21 protein-coding genes are annotated in these 18,757 nt (G+C 70.4%); 11 read left to right on the top strand and 10 right to left on the bottom strand.

Annotated features, from left to right (window positions below):
• Positions 1 to 4: 4 nt before the first annotated feature.
• Positions 5 to 1,576 (bottom strand): HNH endonuclease signature motif containing protein, encoded by a 1,572-nt coding sequence (locus tag B7R24_RS13020; protein ID WP_172582819.1) that lies wholly within the window; start codon positions 1,574 to 1,576, stop codon positions 5 to 7.
• Between the two features lie 214 nt (positions 1,577 to 1,790).
• Here B7R24_RS13020 and B7R24_RS13015 point away from each other — a divergent pair, with 214 nt between their 5' ends.
• Together B7R24_RS13015 and B7R24_RS13010 are read left to right on the top strand one after the other, a co-directional pair.
• Positions 1,791 to 2,063: a hypothetical protein gene (locus tag B7R24_RS13015; RefSeq protein WP_116419400.1), complete on the top strand. Its 273-nt coding sequence runs from the start codon at positions 1,791 to 1,793 to the stop codon at positions 2,061 to 2,063.
• Entirely contained in the window at positions 2,063 to 2,500 is a 438-nt protein-coding gene (locus tag B7R24_RS13010; RefSeq protein ID WP_116419399.1) for a hypothetical protein, read from the top strand. Before B7R24_RS13015 ends, B7R24_RS13010 begins: the two co-directional genes overlap by 1 nt.
• A gap of 116 nt (positions 2,501 to 2,616) precedes the next feature.
• Here the strand turns inward: B7R24_RS13010 and B7R24_RS13005 are convergent, their stop codons facing one another.
• The 4 genes from B7R24_RS13005 to B7R24_RS12990 form a co-directional block, all read right to left on the bottom strand.
• On the bottom strand, positions 2,617 to 3,681 hold the full coding sequence (locus B7R24_RS13005; protein WP_116419398.1) for a YihY/virulence factor BrkB family protein: 1,065 nt from the start codon (positions 3,679 to 3,681) through the stop codon (positions 2,617 to 2,619).
• A gap of 66 nt (positions 3,682 to 3,747) precedes the next feature.
• Positions 3,748 to 4,326, bottom strand: a complete 579-nt coding sequence (locus B7R24_RS13000) for a DUF3618 domain-containing protein (RefSeq protein ID WP_116419397.1) — start codon at positions 4,324 to 4,326, stop codon at positions 3,748 to 3,750.
• Positions 4,323 to 4,739 (bottom strand): phage holin family protein, encoded by a 417-nt coding sequence (locus tag B7R24_RS12995; protein ID WP_116419396.1) that lies wholly within the window; start codon positions 4,737 to 4,739, stop codon positions 4,323 to 4,325. Before B7R24_RS12995 ends, B7R24_RS13000 begins: the two co-directional genes overlap by 4 nt.
• Positions 4,736 to 5,548, bottom strand: coding sequence for a hypothetical protein (locus tag B7R24_RS12990; RefSeq protein WP_216363694.1), 813 nt, complete (start codon positions 5,546 to 5,548; stop codon positions 4,736 to 4,738). Before B7R24_RS12990 ends, B7R24_RS12995 begins: the two co-directional genes overlap by 4 nt.
• A gap of 226 nt (positions 5,549 to 5,774) precedes the next feature.
• Between B7R24_RS12990 and B7R24_RS17630 the strand changes: the two genes are divergently transcribed.
• The gene (locus tag B7R24_RS17630) at positions 5,775 to 5,948 is read left to right on the top strand and encodes a hypothetical protein (RefSeq protein ID WP_172582817.1); all 174 of its coding nucleotides are present in this window, start codon (positions 5,775 to 5,777) and stop codon (positions 5,946 to 5,948) included.
• Positions 5,945 to 6,631, top strand: a complete 687-nt coding sequence (locus B7R24_RS12985; protein ID WP_116419395.1) for an esterase/lipase family protein — start codon at positions 5,945 to 5,947, stop codon at positions 6,629 to 6,631. The genes B7R24_RS17630 and B7R24_RS12985 overlap by 4 nt, the downstream gene beginning before the upstream one ends.
• A 25-nt stretch (positions 6,632 to 6,656) precedes the next feature.
• Here B7R24_RS12985 and sufU read toward each other — a convergent pair whose 3' ends face one another.
• Positions 6,657 to 7,118, bottom strand: coding sequence for a Fe-S cluster assembly sulfur transfer protein SufU (gene sufU, locus B7R24_RS12980; protein WP_116419394.1), 462 nt, complete (start codon positions 7,116 to 7,118; stop codon positions 6,657 to 6,659).
• Entirely contained in the window at positions 7,115 to 8,422 is a 1,308-nt protein-coding gene (locus B7R24_RS12975; protein ID WP_116419393.1) for an aminotransferase class V-fold PLP-dependent enzyme, read from the bottom strand. Before B7R24_RS12975 ends, sufU begins: the two co-directional genes overlap by 4 nt.
• Before the next feature lie 130 nt (positions 8,423 to 8,552).
• Here B7R24_RS12975 and B7R24_RS12970 point away from each other — a divergent pair, with 130 nt between their 5' ends.
• From B7R24_RS12970 to B7R24_RS12960, 3 genes are read left to right on the top strand one after another with little or no spacing between them, the layout of a single operon-like run.
• On the top strand, positions 8,553 to 9,158 hold the full coding sequence (locus B7R24_RS12970) for a dihydrofolate reductase family protein (protein WP_116419392.1): 606 nt from the start codon (positions 8,553 to 8,555) through the stop codon (positions 9,156 to 9,158).
• A 57-nt stretch (positions 9,159 to 9,215) separates the two neighbouring features.
• The gene (locus B7R24_RS12965; protein WP_116419391.1) at positions 9,216 to 9,725 is read left to right on the top strand and encodes a GNAT family N-acetyltransferase; all 510 of its coding nucleotides are present in this window, start codon (positions 9,216 to 9,218) and stop codon (positions 9,723 to 9,725) included.
• A 23-nt stretch (positions 9,726 to 9,748) separates the two neighbouring features.
• Positions 9,749 to 10,459, top strand: coding sequence for an AAA family ATPase (locus B7R24_RS12960; RefSeq protein WP_253259459.1), 711 nt, complete (start codon positions 9,749 to 9,751; stop codon positions 10,457 to 10,459).
• 28 nt (positions 10,460 to 10,487) lie between these two features.
• Here B7R24_RS12960 and B7R24_RS12955 read toward each other — a convergent pair whose 3' ends face one another.
• From B7R24_RS12955 to B7R24_RS17625, 3 genes are read right to left on the bottom strand one after another with little or no spacing between them, the layout of a single operon-like run.
• The gene (locus tag B7R24_RS12955) at positions 10,488 to 11,897 is read right to left on the bottom strand and encodes a glycosyltransferase family 2 protein (protein WP_116419465.1); all 1,410 of its coding nucleotides are present in this window, start codon (positions 11,895 to 11,897) and stop codon (positions 10,488 to 10,490) included.
• Positions 11,894 to 13,009, bottom strand: a complete 1,116-nt coding sequence (locus B7R24_RS12950; protein WP_116419390.1) for a hypothetical protein — start codon at positions 13,007 to 13,009, stop codon at positions 11,894 to 11,896. The genes B7R24_RS12955 and B7R24_RS12950 overlap by 4 nt, the downstream gene beginning before the upstream one ends.
• Positions 13,006 to 14,142, bottom strand: coding sequence for a WcbI family polysaccharide biosynthesis putative acetyltransferase (locus tag B7R24_RS17625; protein WP_172582816.1), 1,137 nt, complete (start codon positions 14,140 to 14,142; stop codon positions 13,006 to 13,008). Before B7R24_RS17625 ends, B7R24_RS12950 begins: the two co-directional genes overlap by 4 nt.
• Before the next feature lie 195 nt (positions 14,143 to 14,337).
• Between B7R24_RS17625 and B7R24_RS12940 the strand changes: the two genes are divergently transcribed.
• From B7R24_RS12940 to B7R24_RS12925, 4 genes are read left to right on the top strand one after another with little or no spacing between them, the layout of a single operon-like run.
• On the top strand, positions 14,338 to 15,534 hold the full coding sequence (locus tag B7R24_RS12940; protein WP_116419389.1) for a glycosyltransferase: 1,197 nt from the start codon (positions 14,338 to 14,340) through the stop codon (positions 15,532 to 15,534).
• Positions 15,531 to 16,733: a glycosyltransferase gene (locus B7R24_RS12935; RefSeq protein ID WP_116419388.1), complete on the top strand. Its 1,203-nt coding sequence runs from the start codon at positions 15,531 to 15,533 to the stop codon at positions 16,731 to 16,733. The genes B7R24_RS12940 and B7R24_RS12935 overlap by 4 nt, the downstream gene beginning before the upstream one ends.
• Complete coding sequence (locus tag B7R24_RS12930) at positions 16,730 to 17,875, top strand: glycosyltransferase (protein WP_116419387.1); 1,146 nt, start codon at positions 16,730 to 16,732, stop codon at positions 17,873 to 17,875. The genes B7R24_RS12935 and B7R24_RS12930 overlap by 4 nt, the downstream gene beginning before the upstream one ends.
• Positions 17,872 to 18,720, top strand: a complete 849-nt coding sequence (locus B7R24_RS12925) for a glycosyltransferase family 2 protein (RefSeq protein ID WP_116419386.1) — start codon at positions 17,872 to 17,874, stop codon at positions 18,718 to 18,720. The genes B7R24_RS12930 and B7R24_RS12925 overlap by 4 nt, the downstream gene beginning before the upstream one ends.
• The last annotated feature ends 37 nt before the right edge of the window (positions 18,721 to 18,757 follow it).

Below are 18,757 nucleotides of genomic sequence, written 5' to 3'. Positions count from 1 at the left end.
TCGGTCAGAAGGGTGGTCGGGCCACCGATGTTTCGATTCTGTTCTCCACGAAGTGTGGCCTGGGGCGGGTCGGTGGGGTGAGGGGTGTGCGTTCGACGGTGTATTCGAAGCCGGCCGGGGATGTCCAGGTGATGGTGCCGTCGTCGGTTTGTCGGATGGTCCAGCTGGTGTGGTGTTTGGCGGTGTGGTGGCTGGTGCAGAGGGGGCTCAGGTTGAGGAGTTCGGTTGTGCCGCCGTCGTTCCAGGCGATGGTGTGGTCGAGGTCTGCGGCGGTGGAGGGTGTGCAGTCGAGGGGGAAGCTGCATTCGGTGTGGGTGAGTCGAACGAGTTCGTCGAGGTCGGCGGGGGGTTTATAGCGTTCTCGTCCGTAGGCGAGGGTGGTTCCGGTGATGGGGTCGGTGAGGATCCGCCGGAGCGAGGGCGCGTCGCGGGTGAGTATGAGTGCGGTGTGCTGGTCGATGGGTCCGTATCCTTCGAGTGCGGCCCACCGCCCGGTATCGAGCCCGGCAATCAGCTCAGCGAACCGGTCATCGGTCCCGCTGTCATCTGGGGAGGAGTTCGGGGTGGTCGGCGCAGGAGTGGCTGGCGCGGCGGTGCCGGGCGCAGGAGTGGCTGGCGCAGCGGTGCCCGGCGGGGTGGCTGGCGCAGGAGTGGCTGGCGCGGCGCCCGGCGCGGGGGTGGTTGGTGTGGGGGTGGTGCCTTCGGCGATTGCGGAGGAAGGGTCGCAGGTCGGGAGGACGCCGTGGGCGGCGGGTGCCGTCCCGTGGCCTGCCGGCGCTTCGGGGTGGGTGGTGAGGAGGGTGAGGACGGGCACGGTGATGTTGACGCGGGCGCGGATGCCGGGGGTGACGGTGGGGATCTGGGTCTCGGCGTTGAGCATCAGGTCGGTGAGGGTGTCCACGCGCAACTGGCTCAGGGTGCGGGGGTCGCCCGAGTTCGTCGCGGAACGTCCCATTTCGGTTGCGCGGGTGTGGATCGCGACCGCTTCGACCGCGGGGAGATACAGCGACAGGTAGGCCATACCGTCGGAGGCGGGTTCGAGGTAGAGGCGCCGGCATGCTGCGGCGTCGGTGTGGCGCTGGATCGCGGTATCCGGTTGCGCGTGCTCGACCGCTGAGCGCGCGAGTCGTTCGAGGCGCTGCACGGAGACCTTCTTGGCGGCGGGGAGGAGTTCGGCCTCGTAGGCGGGTAGGCAGGCGGCGGGCAGGGTGTGGGAGTGCTGCACGATCTTCTCAGCGTGGCGGTAGGGAATCGCACCGGAGCGGAGAGCGGTCATGGTCGACGCGAAGATACCGGTGAGGCCTTCGCTGGTGTGCAGGAGTCGGCGGGCGTCGCCCTCGCTGAGGTGCAGGGCGACTGCGAGCTCGGTGGTGACTTCGCGCTCTGCGACCATCTGGCTCGACCACTGCGGGCCGCCACGGAACGTGTCGTGCGAGTGCAGACCCACACCCGCCAGGCGTGCCTCCTCGACCAGCGCCGCGTGCTCCGCCTGCGCCGCAGCCAGCAGGCGGTGACTCTGCAGGACCGCGGTCACCGCCGCCGCGAAACGCTCCCGCCTCGAGACTGCGGATGGCACCGTCGACGGCTCCGGTAATCTGGTGAGTAATGCTCGGTTCATGCGAATAGTCAACCACCGGCATCCGAAACCCGACGCCACTCACCCAGAACAGTGGACAAACCGGTCAGACAGCTGGTTGTGGAGGAGAAGAGAGGAGAGGAAGTCGACGCGGCCTGGCCCTGCCACTCGGGGCATGGCGCGGTTAGGCTGGAAGAGAAGAGAAGGGGAGGCGGTGACCGTGCGGCAGAACAGGAACGAGCTGATGACGCTCGACGAAGCCACGCGCATCGAGGCGCAGGCGGCGAGCGGTGCGCTCGACCTGACTCTGCCCGGAACCCAGGCGCTCGTCGATGAGGCCCGTCGGGTGCATGTGACGGCGTACATGTGGGGAACCACTCGCGGCGAATCCGGTCGGCGTCGGCTGCATACCGGGGTCGCCCTGGGGGTCGGCATGGTCGTCGCGACGGTCGCCGGGTTCTGCGTGCCCTTCCTCGAAGCGCACTGATGATCGACGGCCCGGACGAAGCCCACCAGCGGCCTGCAGGGGTCGACGACGCGACGGTCGAGGCGCTCGGCAAGCTGAGCGAGGCCCTCGAGGTGGTGGAGCACGCCCGTGGCCTGCTCTACGGCTTCCACCGGCTGACCGGCACAGCTGACCTCGCCCTGGGGGAGGCGGTGACGCTGCTGCGGGAGTCCGGGCATCCGGAGCTCGCCGACCGCATCGACACCGAGCTCGTCGGCCGCAACGTCATTGACGGCCGGTGGACGTTCCAGGTCATCGAGGAGTACGACCGGGGATACTACGAGACCTTCAGACGTTTCGAGCAGGAAGCCCGCGACGACCTCGTCGGCGGCAGGCGCCACCTCTTCGAAGCCGAGATGAAAGAGGACCGCAGATCGCACGGGCGGCCGCACCATGAGGCACGGCCACCCGAGCGGTGACGCCCGAGCGCTAATGCCCGAGCGCTGACGCCCGAGCGGTGACGCCCGAGCGGTGATGCCCGCGCGCTGACGCCCGAGCCGTGACGCCCGAGCCGTGACGCCCGATCCGACGCTGGTCAGTCGTTGTTCGTGCGGGCCGATGCTCTCTCGCGCAGTTCGCGACCGCGGTCGACGTCGTCCTGCTCCTTCTTGGCCGCCTTCTCGCTCTTCCGCGTATCGCGGGGCGGCAGTTGGATGTTCTCTTCCGCCTCGATGCCGGCCTGGAGCTGCCGGCCCCGCTCGAGCTCTGCATCGAACTCGGCGCCGAAGAGAAGCGCCATGTTCGCGATCCAGAGCCAGAGCAGGAAGATGATCACGCCGGCGAGTGACCCGTAGTTCTTCGCGTAGTTCGCGAAGGTCGTCACATAGAAGATGAAGGCGAGGCTCGCGAGAACGAGGACGACGAGTGCCAGCAGGGCCCCCATGCTCATCCAGCGGAACCTGGGCTGCTTGGCGTTGGGCGTCGCGTAGTACAGGATCGCGATGATCAAGACGACAGCCAGGGCCAGTACGGGCCACTTGGCGATCGACCAGACGATCTGAACGGTCTGGCCGAGCCCCAGTGCGCTGCCCAGGGCATCGGTCACCGGCCCCGAGATCACGAGAATGACCAGTACGACCAGGATGAGCACGATGACGATCACCGTCACGAGCAGCTGGAGGGGCTTGAGCTTCCAGAACGGGCGCCCCTCGTCGATCTCGTAGATGCGGTTCATCGCTCGACTGAAGGCGGTCACGAACCCTGAGGCCGACCAGATCGCGAGCACGATACCGAAGACGAGCCCGAAGCCGGCGGCGGGGGAGTTGGTGAACTGCTCCAGGATGCCGCGGACCGTCTCGACCGTGTCGGCGGGGGCGAAGCTGCCGATGACCTCGAGCAGGGCATCCGTCGCCTGCTGGCCCTGCCCGATCACGCCGAGCAGCGACAGCAGGGCGATGAGTGCCGGGAACATCGCCAGCACGGAGTAGTAGACGAGCGAGGCTGCGATATCGGTGCACTGGTCGGTACCGAACTCGCGGAGGGTCTTTCGAAAGACGTACTTCCAGGCCGGTCTGTCGACGTCGGTGGGCCCGTCGGGCTTTCGCGCATCGTCGGGGGCGGGGGCGTTCTTCAGCTTCTCGCTGGCGCCGATGTCTGACATGTGTTCCTCACGGGTAGAACGATGGATGCCCGGGGGCTGTCGCCCCCGGGCATCGTGGTCGACGTGTTACGCCTCGTCCTGCACGACGTGGCGGGCCTGGCCGGCCTGGTCCTTGATGTCGCTGGTCGCGGTGGTGGCCTCTTCCCTCACGGTGCCGACGGCATCCGTTGCAGAGTCCTTCACGGCGGCGGCAGCCTGCTGGGCCGGCTCCTTCAGGTTGCCGGCGACTTCTTTCGCGGCATCCTGAACACCTTCGACGAGGGGAGCGGCCTTTTCTTTGATGTTCGAGGCGACCTCCTTCTCCGTGGTGCTCGCCGGAATGAGCGAGGAGACGAGCAGGCCGACACCGAAGGCGATGAGGCCCACGGCGAAGGGGTTGCCCGACGCCTTGTCGGCGACTTTCTGGGCCTGGCCGCTCACGCTGTCACCGACGCTTCCGCCAGCGTCGCCGGCCGAGGACTTCGCGTCGGACGCGGCGCCCATGACCTTGTCGCGGATGCCTCCGAGAGCCCCCTTGACCTTCTCGGTCTGGCGCTCGGCGATCTTCGCGGGAGTGACCTTGTCGGCAAGGGCGTCGACGTCGGAGCTCAGTTCGAGGCGGCTGGCCTCGATGCGTGCACGGATCTCTTCAGGTGAGTCGCTCATCGGTTCTCCTCATTTCTTTTCAGTGTTTCGGGAAGTTTCTTCAGGGAATCGACAGTGCGGGGAGCGCCCTGCATTTGCTTGAGCTCTTTGCGGCCCCGCGTGTAGAGAACCAGTCCGATGATCGCCCAGATGACGGCGACGACGACGGCTGACCAGGTGTTGTCGATGAGGTAGCCGAGGCCCCACCAGAGGGCGATCGACAGGAACAGGATGGCCATGATGCCGGCGTATCCGGCCCCGCCGAGCATCCCGGCACCCTTGCCGGCCTTGGAGGCGGACTGCTTCAGTTCGGCCTTTGCGAGCTCGACCTCCTGGCGCATGAGGGTCGAGAGGTCACGCGTGACCTCGCCGAGCAGGTCGCCGAGCGAGGTGCTCGCGGCCTTCTCCTCCGAGGGTGTGTGTCCGTCGGTCACGAGCGGTCACCGCGGTAGTCGTCGCCCTGGGCGGTCTCGTCGAACGAGCGCGTCGGAGCGTCCTCGCCGAAGAGCGATTCGACCGTCGCGCGGTCGCCGAACTCGTCGTCGACGTTGTGCGAACGGAGGCTGATGTCGTCGATCGGAGCGGCATCGGCATACAGCGGGTCGACAGGGGCCGGGGAGGTGGGAGCCGGGTCGACGGGGGCCGGATCGACGTAGCCCGGATCGACGTAGCCCGGATCGACGTAGCCCGGGTCGACGTAGCCCGGAGTGGTCGTGACGTCGGAGACGCGAGCCGGGGTCGCCGCCTGCTCCTTTGCCTTCTCGTCTGTGGCATTGCCGGCGAGGGAGCGGGTGAGGCGACCGGCGACGACGCCGGCGATCGCGGCGATGGCGATGAAGGTGCCGGGCTTGCGGGCCGCGTACGACCGCACGTCGGAGAGCAGGGTTCCGGGGTCGCGGTCCTCGAGCCAGGTGGCGATGCCGCTGGCGCGAGACGCGGCCTGGTGCACGAGGTCGGTGGCGATTCCGCCGTCGGACTGGCTCTCCGCCATGCCCTTCAGCTCATCGCTGACCGCGCGGAGGCCGGTGGCGACGCGCTTCTGCTGCGACCCGGCCTGGTCGCGGAGCTCGCTCTGGGCCTGGCCGAGGAGATCTCTCGCCTGCACCTTCGCTTCGCCGACGACGGAGCCGGCCTGGTCGGCTGCGGTCTCGGCGACGTGCTGGCCGGAGGAGACGGCCTGGTCTTTCAGCTGCGAGGCCTGGTCTTTCGCAGCCTCGACCTTCGGGGAGGAACTATCTGTCATGATCATGCCTTTCTTGGAAGCCACAGCGTTCAAGGCTGCCCCGCAGGGCTGCTGGGGCGGTGTCGTTGACGGCAGCAACGCTTCCTGCTCTGAGCGTCGCTGAATAGGACTATGCAAGCCGGAGGACTGGGGTTATAGTGCGGAGGCTCCGGCGGCGGCGGGCCCGGAGCAGGGCCCGACAGCGCAAGCCCCCGCGGGCAGCTTCCCGGGGCGATACCGTGAAGGCATGCCCCCTGAGACAGACGATGCCGCCGAGAAACGCCGTGACCAGCTGATGACCGCGCCGAAGGCCGACGAGTCGGATGCCGAGCCGCGCATCGACGTGACCGAGGTCTCGGAGCACGTGACCCGCGTCGACGTGCGCGACGATGCGAAGTACCGCCCCGGCCGTCCCGCGTGACCGGATCTCGCGCGTCGCGGGTGCTGTCAGACGCGCGGTGGTGGTTTCTCGACTACGTCTATGCGGTGCACTGGCAGGTCAGAGCGGCATTCTCGGGCGCGAACTCCCGCCAGTACCTCAGTGGTTCGGGGCGGGCGGTGCTGGTCATCCCCGGCATCTTCGAGACGTGGCAGTTCCTCCGGCCGACCATCGAGGCGCTGCACGCGGCCGGGCATCCGGTGCACGTGGTCACTCTGTTGCAGAACAACCGCGTTCCGCTGGTGGCTGCGGCGCACCTCGTCGCCGACTACCTCGACCAGCACGACCTCGACGATGTGGTGATCGTGTCGCACAGCAAGGGCGGTCTAGTCGGCAAATACGTCATGCTTCAGCCGGGCTCGGGCGCCCGCGTGTCGCAGATGGTCGCGGTGGCGGCACCCTTCGGCGGGTCGCGGTACGCCCGCTACCTTCCGCTGCGCTCGCTTCGCGCGTTCTCGGCATCCGACCCCGGACTCTCGGCGCTGAACGTGGATGTGAGCGTGAACGCCCGCATCACGTCGGTGTTCGGCGTCTTCGACCCGCACATCCCGGAGGGGAGCGCGCTGATCGGTGCCGAGAACGTGCAGCTCGACACCGGCGGGCACTTCCGCGTGCTCGCCGACCCCGTCACCGTCTCGACAGTGCTGGCCCGGGCCGCCGCCTGACCGCCCGGCGAGCCAGCCGGCCGGGTCAGGGCGCTGCGGGGAGCTTCAGCAGAGCGTCTTCGAGAGCGACCCAGGCGAGCATGGCGCACTTCACGCGGGCGATGTACTTCGAGGTGCCGCCGAGTACGACGGCGTCGCCGAGCAGGTCTTCGTCGGGTTCGATCGTGCCCTTCGAGCGCATTGCGAGACGGAAGGCGTCGATGCGCTGGCGCATCCCCGGCACGTCGATTCCGGGCGCGAGGTCGGCGAGCAGTGAGGCCGACGCCTGCGAGATCGAGCAGCCCTGCCCCTCCCACCGCACCGACCCGATCGACCCGTCACCCGGTTCGAGGTGGAGGTGGAGTGTGATCTCGTCACCGCAGGTCGGGTTGACTTGGTGGGATGCGGTATCCGGTGCCTGCCCATTGCCGAGCCCGAACCCGTGCTTCTCGCGGGCGTGGTCGAGGATGACCTGCTGGTAGAGCCCCTGCAGATCGCCCGTGCTCACGCGTGCGCCCCGAAGAACGCGATGGCATCGGAGACGCCCTCGAGCAGCTGGTCGACCTCGGAGTCGGTCGTATAGAGGTAGGTGCTGGCGCGGGTGCTCGACGTGACCCCGAAGCGCCTGTGCAGCGGTTGTGCGCAGTGGTGTCCGACGCGGATGGCGATGCCCCGGTCATCCAGGAACTGGCCGATGTCGTGCGAGTGGACGCCCGCGACATCGAAGCTCGCCAGCCCCACCCGCTCACGGCCCGGGCCCGGGCCCAGCACGGTGACGGAGTCGATGGCGCTGAGCCCCTCGACGAGTCGCTGTCCGAGGCGCTCCTCGTGGGCGGCGATGCGGTCGACACCCGCGGCGCTGAGGTAGTCGACCGCGGCGCCCAGTGCGATCGCCTGCGACACCCGTTGTGTACCGGCTTCGAAGCGCTGCGGGGCGGGCAGGTATTCCGCGCCCTCCATCGTGACCGTCGTGATCATGGAGCCACCGGTGAGAAAAGGCGGCAGCGCGTTCAGCAGCTCGCGGCGGCCGTAGAGCACGCCGATGCCCGTCGGTGCGAGCATCTTGTGCCCCGAAAACACGGCGAAGTCGACGCCCGAGGCATGCAGGTCGAGGGCCAGGTGCGGCGCGGACTGGCAGGCGTCGAGCACCACGAGGGCCCCGGCGCGGTGCGCGGCCTCGACGAGCTCGGCGACGGGATTGATGATTCCGAGCACGTTCGACACGTGCGTGAACGCGACGATGCGGGTGCGTTCGCCGATGAGGTCGGGCAGAAGGTCGAGCCGCAGCGTGCCGTCACCGGCGAGCGGGATGAACCGCAGCACGGCTCCCGTGCGCGCCGCCAGCTCCTGCCAGGGCAGCAGATTCGCGTGGTGCTCCATTTCGGTCACGACGATCTCGTCGCCCGGCGCCAGTGCGAACCTCCGCGCTGCCTCCCCGCCGCGCCCCGCGGTCGCGTTCGAGATCGCGTAGGCGATGAGGTTGATCGCCTCGGTGGCGTTCGACGTCCAGACGATCTCGTCGTCATCGGCGCCGACGAAGCGCGCGACCGAGGCCCGGGCCTCCTCGAACATCTCGGTCGCCTCGGCGGCCAGCGTGTGCGCCCCGCGGTGCACGGCAGCGTTCTGGTGCAGGTAGTAGTCGCGCTCGGCGTCGAGTACGGCGAGCGGCTTCTGCGAGGTCGCTCCCGAGTCGAGGTAGACGAGCGGATGCCCGTTGACCTCCTGCATGAGAATCGGGAAGTCCGCGCGCAGAGCCTCCAGCTCGCTGGCGCTGAACGGCCGTGCGGTTGTGGCGACGGGGGTGGTGGTCATCGACCGGACCTCTGCTTTCTGATGCCCTTCCAGTCTAGACAGCGCCCGCGGGCACCGACCTTTCTGGTGTGCGGGAGATCATCTTCCGATAGATTCTCAGCCACAGGATGCCCGCCCGGAAGGATTGCCGATGACCGACACCACCTGCCACATGTCGATCTCTCTCGACGGATACGTCGCCGGGCCCGAACAGAGCCTCGAGCATCCGCTCGGCAGGGGCGGACACGCGGTTCACGCCTGGCACATGGGTGACGCGCGCGCCACCGAGGCCGACGCGGTCGCGACCGGCTGGCTGATGCGGCCGCGCGGTGCGTACGTGATGGGTCGCAACATGTTCGGGCCGATCCGGGGCGAGTGGGAGGGTGACTGGCTCGGCTGGTGGGGTGCCGAACCGCCGTACCATGCGCCGGTCTTCGTGCTCACCCATCACGCCCGGGAACCCCTCGAGCTCGGTGGCGGCACCACCTTCCACTTCGTGACCGACGGCTTCGACGCTGCCTACGCCCTGGCACGCGAGACGGCCGGCGACAGGGGCGTCGACATCGCCGGCGGCGCCTCGACCGTGCGCCAGGCTCTCCTCGCCGGGGTCATCGATGAGCTGACCCTCGACATCGCACCCGTTCTGCTCGGTTCGGGCGAGCGCCTCTTCGACGGCATCGGCTCCTTCGACATGGAGCCCGTCGAGACCCTGCACTCGCCGCTCGCCACGCACATCCGCTACCGCCGCGCCCCCTGAGTGCAGCACGAGCGGCAGGGCGCGCACGGGTTGCAGGCGGGATGGAATACTCGTTGCATGCAGCAGGCGAGCGGGGTGGTCGAGTCTGTGCTGCGGGAGGGCCGGCCGGGTGACGTGGCGGAGTGCGTGGCGCTGTGGGTGGAGGCGTGCGCTGCGCGAGACGGCACCGCGGTCGCGGGGGTGGCCGAGCGGGCCCGGCCGAAGTTCGACCGCGCGGAGTGTTTTCTCGTTGCCGAGGCACCCACCGGCGACATCCGGGGATTCGTGCTCGCAACCGAGCCGGGGAGCGGACTGCCGAGCGACCCCGCGGGCGCAGCCGTGATCGGCCTGCTCGCCGTCGCACCTTCGGCTCAGGGGCAGAGGCTCGGCGCCAGGCTGATGGATGCTGCAGCCGATGAGCTGCGGAGGAGGGGACACGAGAGCGCTGTGCTCCACGCGCTCCTGGACAACCGCGCCGCGGTGCGCCTCTACACCGGCCGGGGCTGGCGAGCGTTCGGGGAGGTCTTCGAGCATTCCCTGCTGAAACGCCCCATGCAGACCTTCGTGCTCGAGACGCGGAAACCGTGACCGGGGAGGCGCAGGAGCCCTTTGTGACACTGCCCCTGCGGCGCGTGGAGGAGCGCATTCCCGCGTCGCTCGACCGCACGGTGTGGCCGGCGACCCTCGCGCCGGTGCGCCAGCTGCTCGACGACGGGCTCGACTTCGGTGCGGTGACCGTTCTGGTCGGTGACAACGGAGCGGGCAAGTCCACACTGGTGGAGGCGATCGCCATCGCGTTCGGGCTCAATGCGGAGGGCGGCTCCACGGGCGCCATGTCGCGAACGCGTCGGTCGGAGTCACCGCTCGCGGAACACCTGCAGCTCGTCCGCGGTGGCGGAGCGTCGAAGAAGGGCTTCTTCCTGCGCGCCGAGACCATGCACGGGTTCTTCACCTACCTCGAATCGATCGGCGACGGCCAGGGGTTCCATGAGCGCAGCCACGGTGAATCGTTCATCGACCTCGTGATGGCCCGGTCGCGGGTTCGCGGACTCTGGGTGTTCGACGAGCCCGAATCCGCGCTGTCGGTGCCCGGCTGCCTGGCGCTGATCGGTCTGATTCAGGAGCTCGTCGCGGGCGGTTCGCAGATCATCCTGTCGACGCACTCCCCGATTCTCGCCGCATACCCCGGGGCCGACGTGCTCGAGGTCGGCGAGTGGGGGCTGCGGGCGTGCGACTACGACGACCTCGATCTCGTTCGCACCTGGCGTGCCTTCCTCGACTCGCCCGAGCGGTACCTGCGGCACATCGCCCTCGACCGCTGAGGGCCGGGGCTGGGCGCAGGGTCAGGCGTCAGCCCCAGCCGCCGAAGTAGGCGCCCAGATCCGGCTCGCCGACGATCCGCATCGAGATGCAGGAGGCCGTGAGGTGGGGAAAGAGGTCGGTGCGGCCCCAGCGGGTCTCGCGGGCGACGGCGCGCTGCGCCTCGAGCCGCGCGACTCGGTCGCCGCCGTGGAGGAGGTCGAGGGAGCCCAGCGAGTCGGTCGTCATCCGTTCCGCCGCCGCCCGCAGCTCGGCCACGTCGAAGCGCGCCGCCACGGGCACGTCGATGAGCAGCCGCGCCAGAACGGGTTGTCCGAGAGGGGTGATGCGGGCATCCGCAGCCAGGGCGTCGGCGAACTCGGCGGGAACACGCACAACCGCACCGGGCAGGGCGTCGAGCACCGTGTCGACCGAGAGAACGAGGGCGGCGAGCGAGGGGGCCGAATGGATGCTCGCCACAGTGTCGGTCGTCGGGGTGCGTTCGCCCGGGGCGTGGTCGGTCTGCGGCCCCGAGGTCCTACCCGGGGCGCCCGGGTTCGCCGCAGAAGCGGGATCGAGGGGGGCGACCACGTCGGCGCTCGACCGCAGCGCGAGCGGACGCGACCCGGCGACGGGGATGCGTGCTGCCAGCGCCAGCGTCTCGGCGTTCTTGCGCGCCATGCGACCGGGGTCGTCGGCCCGGCCGGCCCATTCGGGGCCGTCGTGCCAGGCTACGGCCGACGGAACGTGGGCGAGGAGCGCACCGGCGTTCCAGGCGCGGAAGGCCCAGTCCCAGTCCTCGCCGCCGTACGTGGTGAAGGTCTCGTCGAAGCCGCCGGTCGCGCGGAAGAGGGCGCGGCTGCAGGCGACGACGGCGCCGATGACGAAGCGGTAGGAGCGATCATCCGAAACCAGCAGGTCGCGGGAGTCGGCGTAGGCGCTCAGCAACCACTCGGGGGAGGGGTATTCCCGCTCGGGGGCTGTGCCCACCACCGTCTCGACGGGGGCGTCGGCGGGCAGGTCGCTGAAGTCGGCGTGGCGGCGTCGGCCGACGGTGACCACGTCGGGCGCGAGGGCGGGCAGGCGGATGATCGCCTCGACGTACCCCGGTTCGGGTGCGGTGTCGGCGTCGAGGAAGCACAGCACCTCGCCGGTCGCTGCGGCCGCGCCCAGGTTGCGGGCGGCGGATGCCCGAAACCCGAGGTCGGCCTGCCGCAGCACCCGCACATCGGCGGGAACGACGGGCGGGGTGCGCGATCCGTCGTCGACGACGATGAGCTGCAGGCGGTCGGCGGGGTGGGTCTGGCGACGGAGCGCGGCGAGGGTGCGGTCGAGCTCGGCCTGCTGCTCGAAGTGCACGACGACGACCGAGACCGTGGGGGCTTCGTCGGGGGTGACGCCGTCGAGCAGGCTCCAGTCGTTGCCGGGGAGGGGGATGCCCGCGCGGGGGCCGCCGGTCATCGAAGGCCCGCCCACCAGGTGAGGTAGAGCTGGGCGACGTCGTTCACGTCGGGGCGCACGCTCGTGCCGGGCGCGAGGCGGGTGGTCTCCGGATGCCGCGCCGCATGTTCGAGCGCGCGGGCGAGCTCGTGCGGGGCGTACACCGTGACAGTGCCGGGGCGGAGCTCCGCCATCTCGCGGGAATACCGGCCGTCGGGGATGAGGGGGCGACGGCCCGAGGCGATCCAGGTGTTGATGGAGGCCGACGCCGAGAGGTGCTGGTGAGCCGCCACCGGAACGGCCACATCGTCGAGGCGCGACGCCAGGGCGTGGTCGTCGAGATAGCCGGTCGAGGTGAAGGTGACGCCGAGTCCGGCGGCCGAGGCGACGACGGTGGCGAGGTCGTCATCGTGCCCGGGGGCGGCGGTTCCGAGTGCCGTGACGGCGAGCGGGAGCCGCCCGGCGGCGACGGCGCCGATCACCTCGGCGTGGCCCTTGCCCGGGTAGAAGTAGCCGAGGATGGCGGCTTCGGCGGGGGTGCCGGTGCCCGCGGGGGCGCCGGTATCCGCGGGGGTGCCGGGCACGGTGTCTTCCGCACGGGCGTCGCGGCTGCGGGCGGGCGCACCCTCCACCGGCAGCGGGATCACCGCGACCGGAGACTCCCATCCGGGCAGGCTGAATTCCCCGAGCAGCAGCGCTTCGTGCCTGCTGTTGCACGCGACCCCGCGCGCCGCCCGTACGACCCGCGCGTACGCCGCCGCCCGCCGCGGCAGGTTGCCCTCGCCGTCGGAGTGCTGCGGCAGATCGTGCAGTGTCACCGTGAGCCGCGTGCGGGCGGCGAGTTCTTCGATGAGCTCCGCCGCGTGCTCCGGGGTCGCGCCGAACAGTCGGTCGGTGAACTGCACGTGCAGGGTGCGGATGCCCGCCACCGCCTCCAGCGCATCGCGGGCGTTCTGCACCCGGACGACGGGCGCGTGGGCACCGACCGGCTCGACGGGGTCGCGTGCGGGCCCAGCGGCATCCGGAGCATCACAGGCGGCGATCGCACGACAGAGCGCCTCGGCGTAGCGCGTGACGGCGTGCCGCGGCGACCCGACCACGAGCTGCGTCGGGATGCCGGTGGAGCCCGTCACGAAGCGAAGCCCGCGCCGCCGGCGCGACCCGTCGGGTGCGGCGGGGTGGCGCCAGCGGAGGAGGCGGCAGCGGCAGCGGCAGCGGCGGCGGCGGCGGCAGCGCTTGCGGCGGCAGGGTTGGCGACGACGTCGGGCGGCAGGAGCCCCAGCGTCGTGAGCGCGGTCGAGTGGCGCGCGATGGCGGCGTCGATCACGTCGGGGTGCTGGGCGTACCAGGCGAGGTGGGCGCGTTCGACCTCCTCCGGGGGAACGGCGCGCCCGCGCACGATCCAGTCGGCGCGAGGCTCGGCGTCGAGCTGGAAGGCTCGGATCACGTCGGGCTCCCGGGGCGCGTGCACCTCGTTCAGCAGCTCACGGCCCGGGTCGACGACGTGCTCGCCCAGCGACAGTCGCTCGCGCAGCCGCGCGGCGACGGCCGTCCACACCGGGTTACCCGGGTGGTTGATCGTTCGCATCTGCTCGAAACCCGGAGCGGCGAAGAGGTCGGAGACCCTCACCGTGTCGTGGTGCAGCTCGCGCCGACGCAGTTGGGCGATCGACTCGGCGGCGATCTCCCGGATGCGCACGCCGGTGGTGGTCTCGACGAAGCGGTTTCGCCCGATGAGCGCCTGATCGAGCGGAGAAGCCCGCCGCAACCGTTCCCGCCACGCCCGCGCGATCGTGCGGAGGTCGTGGTACTCCACCACCGGCGGAACCAGTGACGCGTCCTCGGGTGGCCTCACGATCACGTGAAACGGATAGAGCCCCGCGAACCGCACCACCGGCATCCGCACCACTCGGGCAGACGCGGGCAGCAGTGCGGCGAGCTGGGCGGTACCGAGCGGCAGGTCGTGGTAGTCGTCGCGCACCGGCTGGCTGATCAGAACCGCGGTGCGGGAGAGCAGCCGCTCGAGGTGCGGCAGATCATCGGGCTCGAGCTCGAAGACGGGCGGCACGCGAACCGTGCGGAGGTCGGGACCGTCGAGCATGATGCGCAGCGACTCGGCCTGGCAGTTGCCGAAGACGATGGCGAGGGGAGCGTCGGTGCCCGCCGCGGAGCCCGCGGAGCCGCTGGCACCCGCTCCCTCGGCGACGTCGCCCTCGAGGCCGTAGAACTCGCCGTAGTGCCGACGCCGCCCCTGGTCGGCGGTCACCGTCGACCCCTGCTGTACACCTTGGTGTGGTTCATTGGCACCTTCCAGACCGAAGATTTTCGTCTCGCGTCAACCCCCGGCCACTGTTTTCAGGGCAAATCGTTCTCCGTCGTACATTTAGAGGCACTGTCGGGTCGGGGCCTCGTGACTGCCGTGCTCCGTTCGAACCCTCTTCGCAAAAGGAATGTTACCGCCATGCCAGACTCAGCCCCCGCCGTCTCGGGGCCCTTGCGCATCGCCGCTGTTCCTGCAGCCCACCCCTACGTTCAGAACCTCGTCGATGCCGGATCCGGCGGCACGATCCACGGCGTGACGCTCCTCACCGATCCGCAGCCGGTCGGTGCCGCAGCGGGCCAATGGTGGCCTCCGGTCATGCTCGACCCGCGCTGGATCGCCCGCAACGCCGACTCTTTCGACGTGCTGCACCTGCACTTCGGCACCGAGTCGTTCAGCCTCGGGCACCTGGCAGAGGTCGTCGACGCCCTGCGGTCCGCCGACCGCCCCCTGGTCTTCACCGTGCACGACCTCACCAACCCCCAGCTCGTCGACCAGGCGGCCCACCTCGCCCAGCTCGAACTGCTGGTGAACGCCGCCGATGAGGTCATCACGCTCACCGAGGGGGCGGCCGACCAGGTGCGCGCACGCTGGGCGCGCGAGGCGACCGTCATCGCGCACCCCCGGCTGGCGGCGCTGCCCGCGCCCGCGCCGACGCACGCGGCCTCGCTCGCCGGTTCGGGCGCGCCGGTTCAGGATGCTGTGGGCCCGTCGGGCGCGCCGGTTCAGGATGCTGCCCTCACGATCGGCGTGCACCTGCGCGACCTGCGCCCCAACATCGACGCACTGGGAGCCATCGACACCCTCCTCACGGCGGTCGGCACGCTCCGCGAGAGCGGATTCGACCTCGCCGTGCGGGTCGACCTCAACGACCGGGTGCGCGATGAGGCCGTGCGCCGCGAGCTCCGGACCCGGCTCGAGGGTGTCGGGTTCGTGCGGCTCCTCGAGCATCCGCGGTTCAGCGACGACGAACTGAGTGCGGCCCTGCTCGCCACCGACGTATCGGTCATGCCCTACGCGCACGGCACGCACTCGGGCTGGCTCGAGCTGTGCTGGGATCTCGGCGTGGCGGTCGCGGCGCCCGATGTGGGCTTCTACTCCGAGCAGCATCCGGTTCGGGGTGAGGTCGCGACCTACGAGCGCGGATCGGCCGACTCGCTGGCGCGGACGCTGCTCGAACTGCTCGAGCCCTTCACCCTGGCGGGGGCGGGCGCACGCGCTGCCCGCCGGGCCCAGCTGCGCCTCGAGCGTGCCGCATTCCGAATCGAGCAGCAACGAGGCATCCACGCCGCCCACCTCGCCGTCTACCGGCGCGCTCTGGCGGGCGTGCGCGTATGAGGCCGGCCTCGCACCCCCTCCGTATCGCCGTCATCGCTCCCATGCGCTACGCCATCACCGAGCCGCACGCCGGAGGGCTCGAGTCGTCTGTGTGGCACCAGGTCGACACCCTGCGTGCCCGCGGGCACCACGTCACGCTCGCCGCGGTCGCCGGGTCGGACTTTCTCGACAACAGCCCTGACGCCCTCGTGCTGCCGCCCGTTGTGTGGGGCCCGGGGGAGGCGCCGAACGACGTCGACTACCCCGTGGGGTATCTGCCGGGCGCCCTGCGCGCGCTCGAGGGTGCGCTCTCGTACATCGCTTCGCACTCCGACGAGTTCGACGTCGTGCACAACCACAGCCTGCATGGAACGCCGCTCGCGTGGTCGGGGCGGCTCGGGGTTCCGATGGTCTCGACACTGCACACGCCGGTTCTGCCCGACCTCGTGGCCGGGCACGCCGTCGACAGTTCGTCGCCCAGCCGGTTCATCGCCGTGAGTACGCACACCGCGAGCGAATGGATGCCGGCCGGCATCGAATCGACCGTCGTTCCCAACGCGGTCGACGCGTCGCGCTGGCCCCTCGGCCCCGGCGGCCCCGACCTCGTGTGGTTCGGGCGGATCGTCGTGGAGAAGGGTGCGCACCTCGCCATTCGGGCGGCACTCGGTCTCGGCAGGCGCATCGCCATCGCCGGCCGCATCGGCGACCCGGAGTACTTCGAGAACGAGGTGCGGCCGCTGCTCGGTGCGAACGCCGTCTATCTCGGCGAGCTGCGCCAGCCCGAGCTGGCCGAGCTCGTGGGGCGCAGCAGCTGCGCGCTCGTCACCCCCGTGTGGGAGGAGCCGTTCGGCCTCATCATCGCCGAAGCCATGATGACGGGAACACCGGTGGCCTGCTTCGACACCGGTGGGGTCTCCGAGGTGGTGGGCACGATGCCCGGCGCCCGTCTGGTGACGATGGGGGATGTCGCGGGGCTCGCGAGTGCAGCCGACGAGCTGATTCGGGCGGAACAGCGCGATGCGGGCATCCGTCGCCGCACCCGCGTGGATGCGGTGGCACGGTTCTCACTCGAGATGCGGGTGCTCGAACTCGAGGTGATGTACCGGCAGCTGATGCTCGACGGAACACTCGGGGTCGACGGGGTCGCCGTCGGTGACGCTGCGCCCTTCGGGGTCGACGGTGTGCGCGAGACGCCCGGGTACCCTGCGGCGTCAGCGTGACCGCCCGGCGACCGCTCGTCGGGTGGTACGTGCACAGCCACGGCGCGGGGCACCGAACCCGGTTCGACGCCGTGCGCCGCGAGCTCGACGCCGACGTGGTCGTCTTCTCGACCCTGCCGCCGCCCATGGTGCTGGCGGATCGCACCCGTTGGGTCATGCTCGATCACGACAACCAGGTCGAGCGCACCGAGAGCGGTGATCGCCTCGATCCGGCCCTGGCCGATCCGACGGCTGGGGGAGTGTTGCACTGGGCACCGCTCAACCACAGCGGACACGCGTCACGCCTCGGCGTCATCGCGGCAAGCCTCGCCTCAGAGCGTTTCGACTGCTTCGTGGTCGACGTCTCGGTCGAGGTGACGCTGCTGGCGCGGCTGTTCGGAGTTCCGACGGTGGTTCTGACGCAGCCGGGCGAGCGGGATGATGCACCGCACGCTCTCGCCTTCAGTGCCGCCACGCGCATCATCGCCCCCTGGCCCGAGGCGCTGTACGTGCCGCGGGCGCTGGAGTCGTTCCGTTCGACGGTGAGTTTCGTGGGCGGCATCAGCCGCTTCGACGGCCGCGCACGGATCGCGGGGGGCTCGCGGCCCGCTGTGGTACCGGGTTCGGTGCTGGTGCTGGGTGCCGGTGGGCCCGGCGCGGTGTCGTCGGAAGTCGTCGAGAGGGCTGCTGTCGCCACGATCGCCGCCTCACCCGGAACCACGTGGAGCGCCCTCGGCCTGCCGCCGACAGCACACGTCTCCTCGACCGGCTGGCAGGACGACCCCTTCGATCAGCTCGTGCAGGCCGAGGTGGTCGTGTCGTTCGCCGGACAGAACGCCATCGCCGACCTCGCGGCGAGCGGCGCGCGGGCCATCGTGGTTCCCGCGGCCCGTCCCTTCGACGAGCAGGCCGCCACCGCCGACACCCTCGAGCGCACAGGCCTCGCCATCGTCGCAGAACGCTGGCCCGAGCCGTCGGAGTGGCCCGGGATGCTCGCCCGCGCCCGCGCGTCGACTCCAGCCTGGTCGGCCTGGCAGGTCGCGGGTGCCGCATCCCGCACAGCCGAGGCCATCGCAGTGGTGGCGGCCCGCTCCGCCGGCACCACCTCTGGCACTGCCTCCGGCGCCGCCCCTGGCGCCGCCCCCCTGCGTGCCGCCGGATGAGCGAGAATCCGCCCGCCACCGGGCCCCTCGCGGCACCGGTCGAGGTCGCCGTCATCACGCTCTTCTCGGCCGCGCGACTCACCCACGCCCTTAACCAGTTCACCCTGCTCGCCGGCGGTACCGGCCGGCTCGTCGTGGCCGTGTGGCTCGACGAGGCCGAGGCTCCGGTGGTCGACGGGGTCACGGTCATCCGGGTGCCGCCCGGGCGGGAGGGGCTGCGACTGGCCGCGGGGCGGAACGCCGGTGCCGCCGAGGCGCTGCGGCGCGGTGCGCGGCTGCTCGTCTTTCTCGACGCGGACTGTCTGCCCGGCCCCGAGCTGCTCGAGAGGTATGCCGAGGCTCGGTACGAGCATCCGGAGTCCGTGCTCTGCGGGCCCGTGACCTACCTGCCCGAGGGAGCCGCCCCGCGAACCCCCGACGGGCTGCGCGCCGCCACCGCTCCCCACGCCGCCCGCCCCAGCCTCCCACCGGGCGAGACCCGGGCGGCGACCTCCGACGAGCAACGGCTGTTCTGGTCGCTCTCGTTCGCCTGCTCGCCGCAGGCCTGGGTGCGTTCGCAGGGCTTCGACGAGACCTACGAGGGGTACGGAGCCGAAGACACCGACTTCGCCTCGCGTCTGCAGCAGCGCGGCATCGAGCTGCGCTGGGTGGGCGGTGCGCACGCCTATCACCAGTACCATCCGACCTCGTCGCCGCCGATCCAGCATCTCGACGACATTCTGCGGAACGGCGCCCTGTACCGCGATCGCTGGGGTTCGTGGCCGATGGAGGGGTGGCTGAAGGCCTTCGAAGAGGCGGATGTCATCCGTCTGAGGCATGGTTCGTGGGAGAAAACAAGGCCCTGAACGGAGATTGACATGCATGACTACTTTTGCAAGAGTA

It is taken from the genome of Subtercola boreus (assembly GCF_003399645.1).
GTDB lineage: Bacteria > Actinomycetota > Actinomycetes > Actinomycetales > Microbacteriaceae > Subtercola > Subtercola boreus_A.
This window is presented reverse-complemented; position numbering and strand designations above follow the sequence as displayed.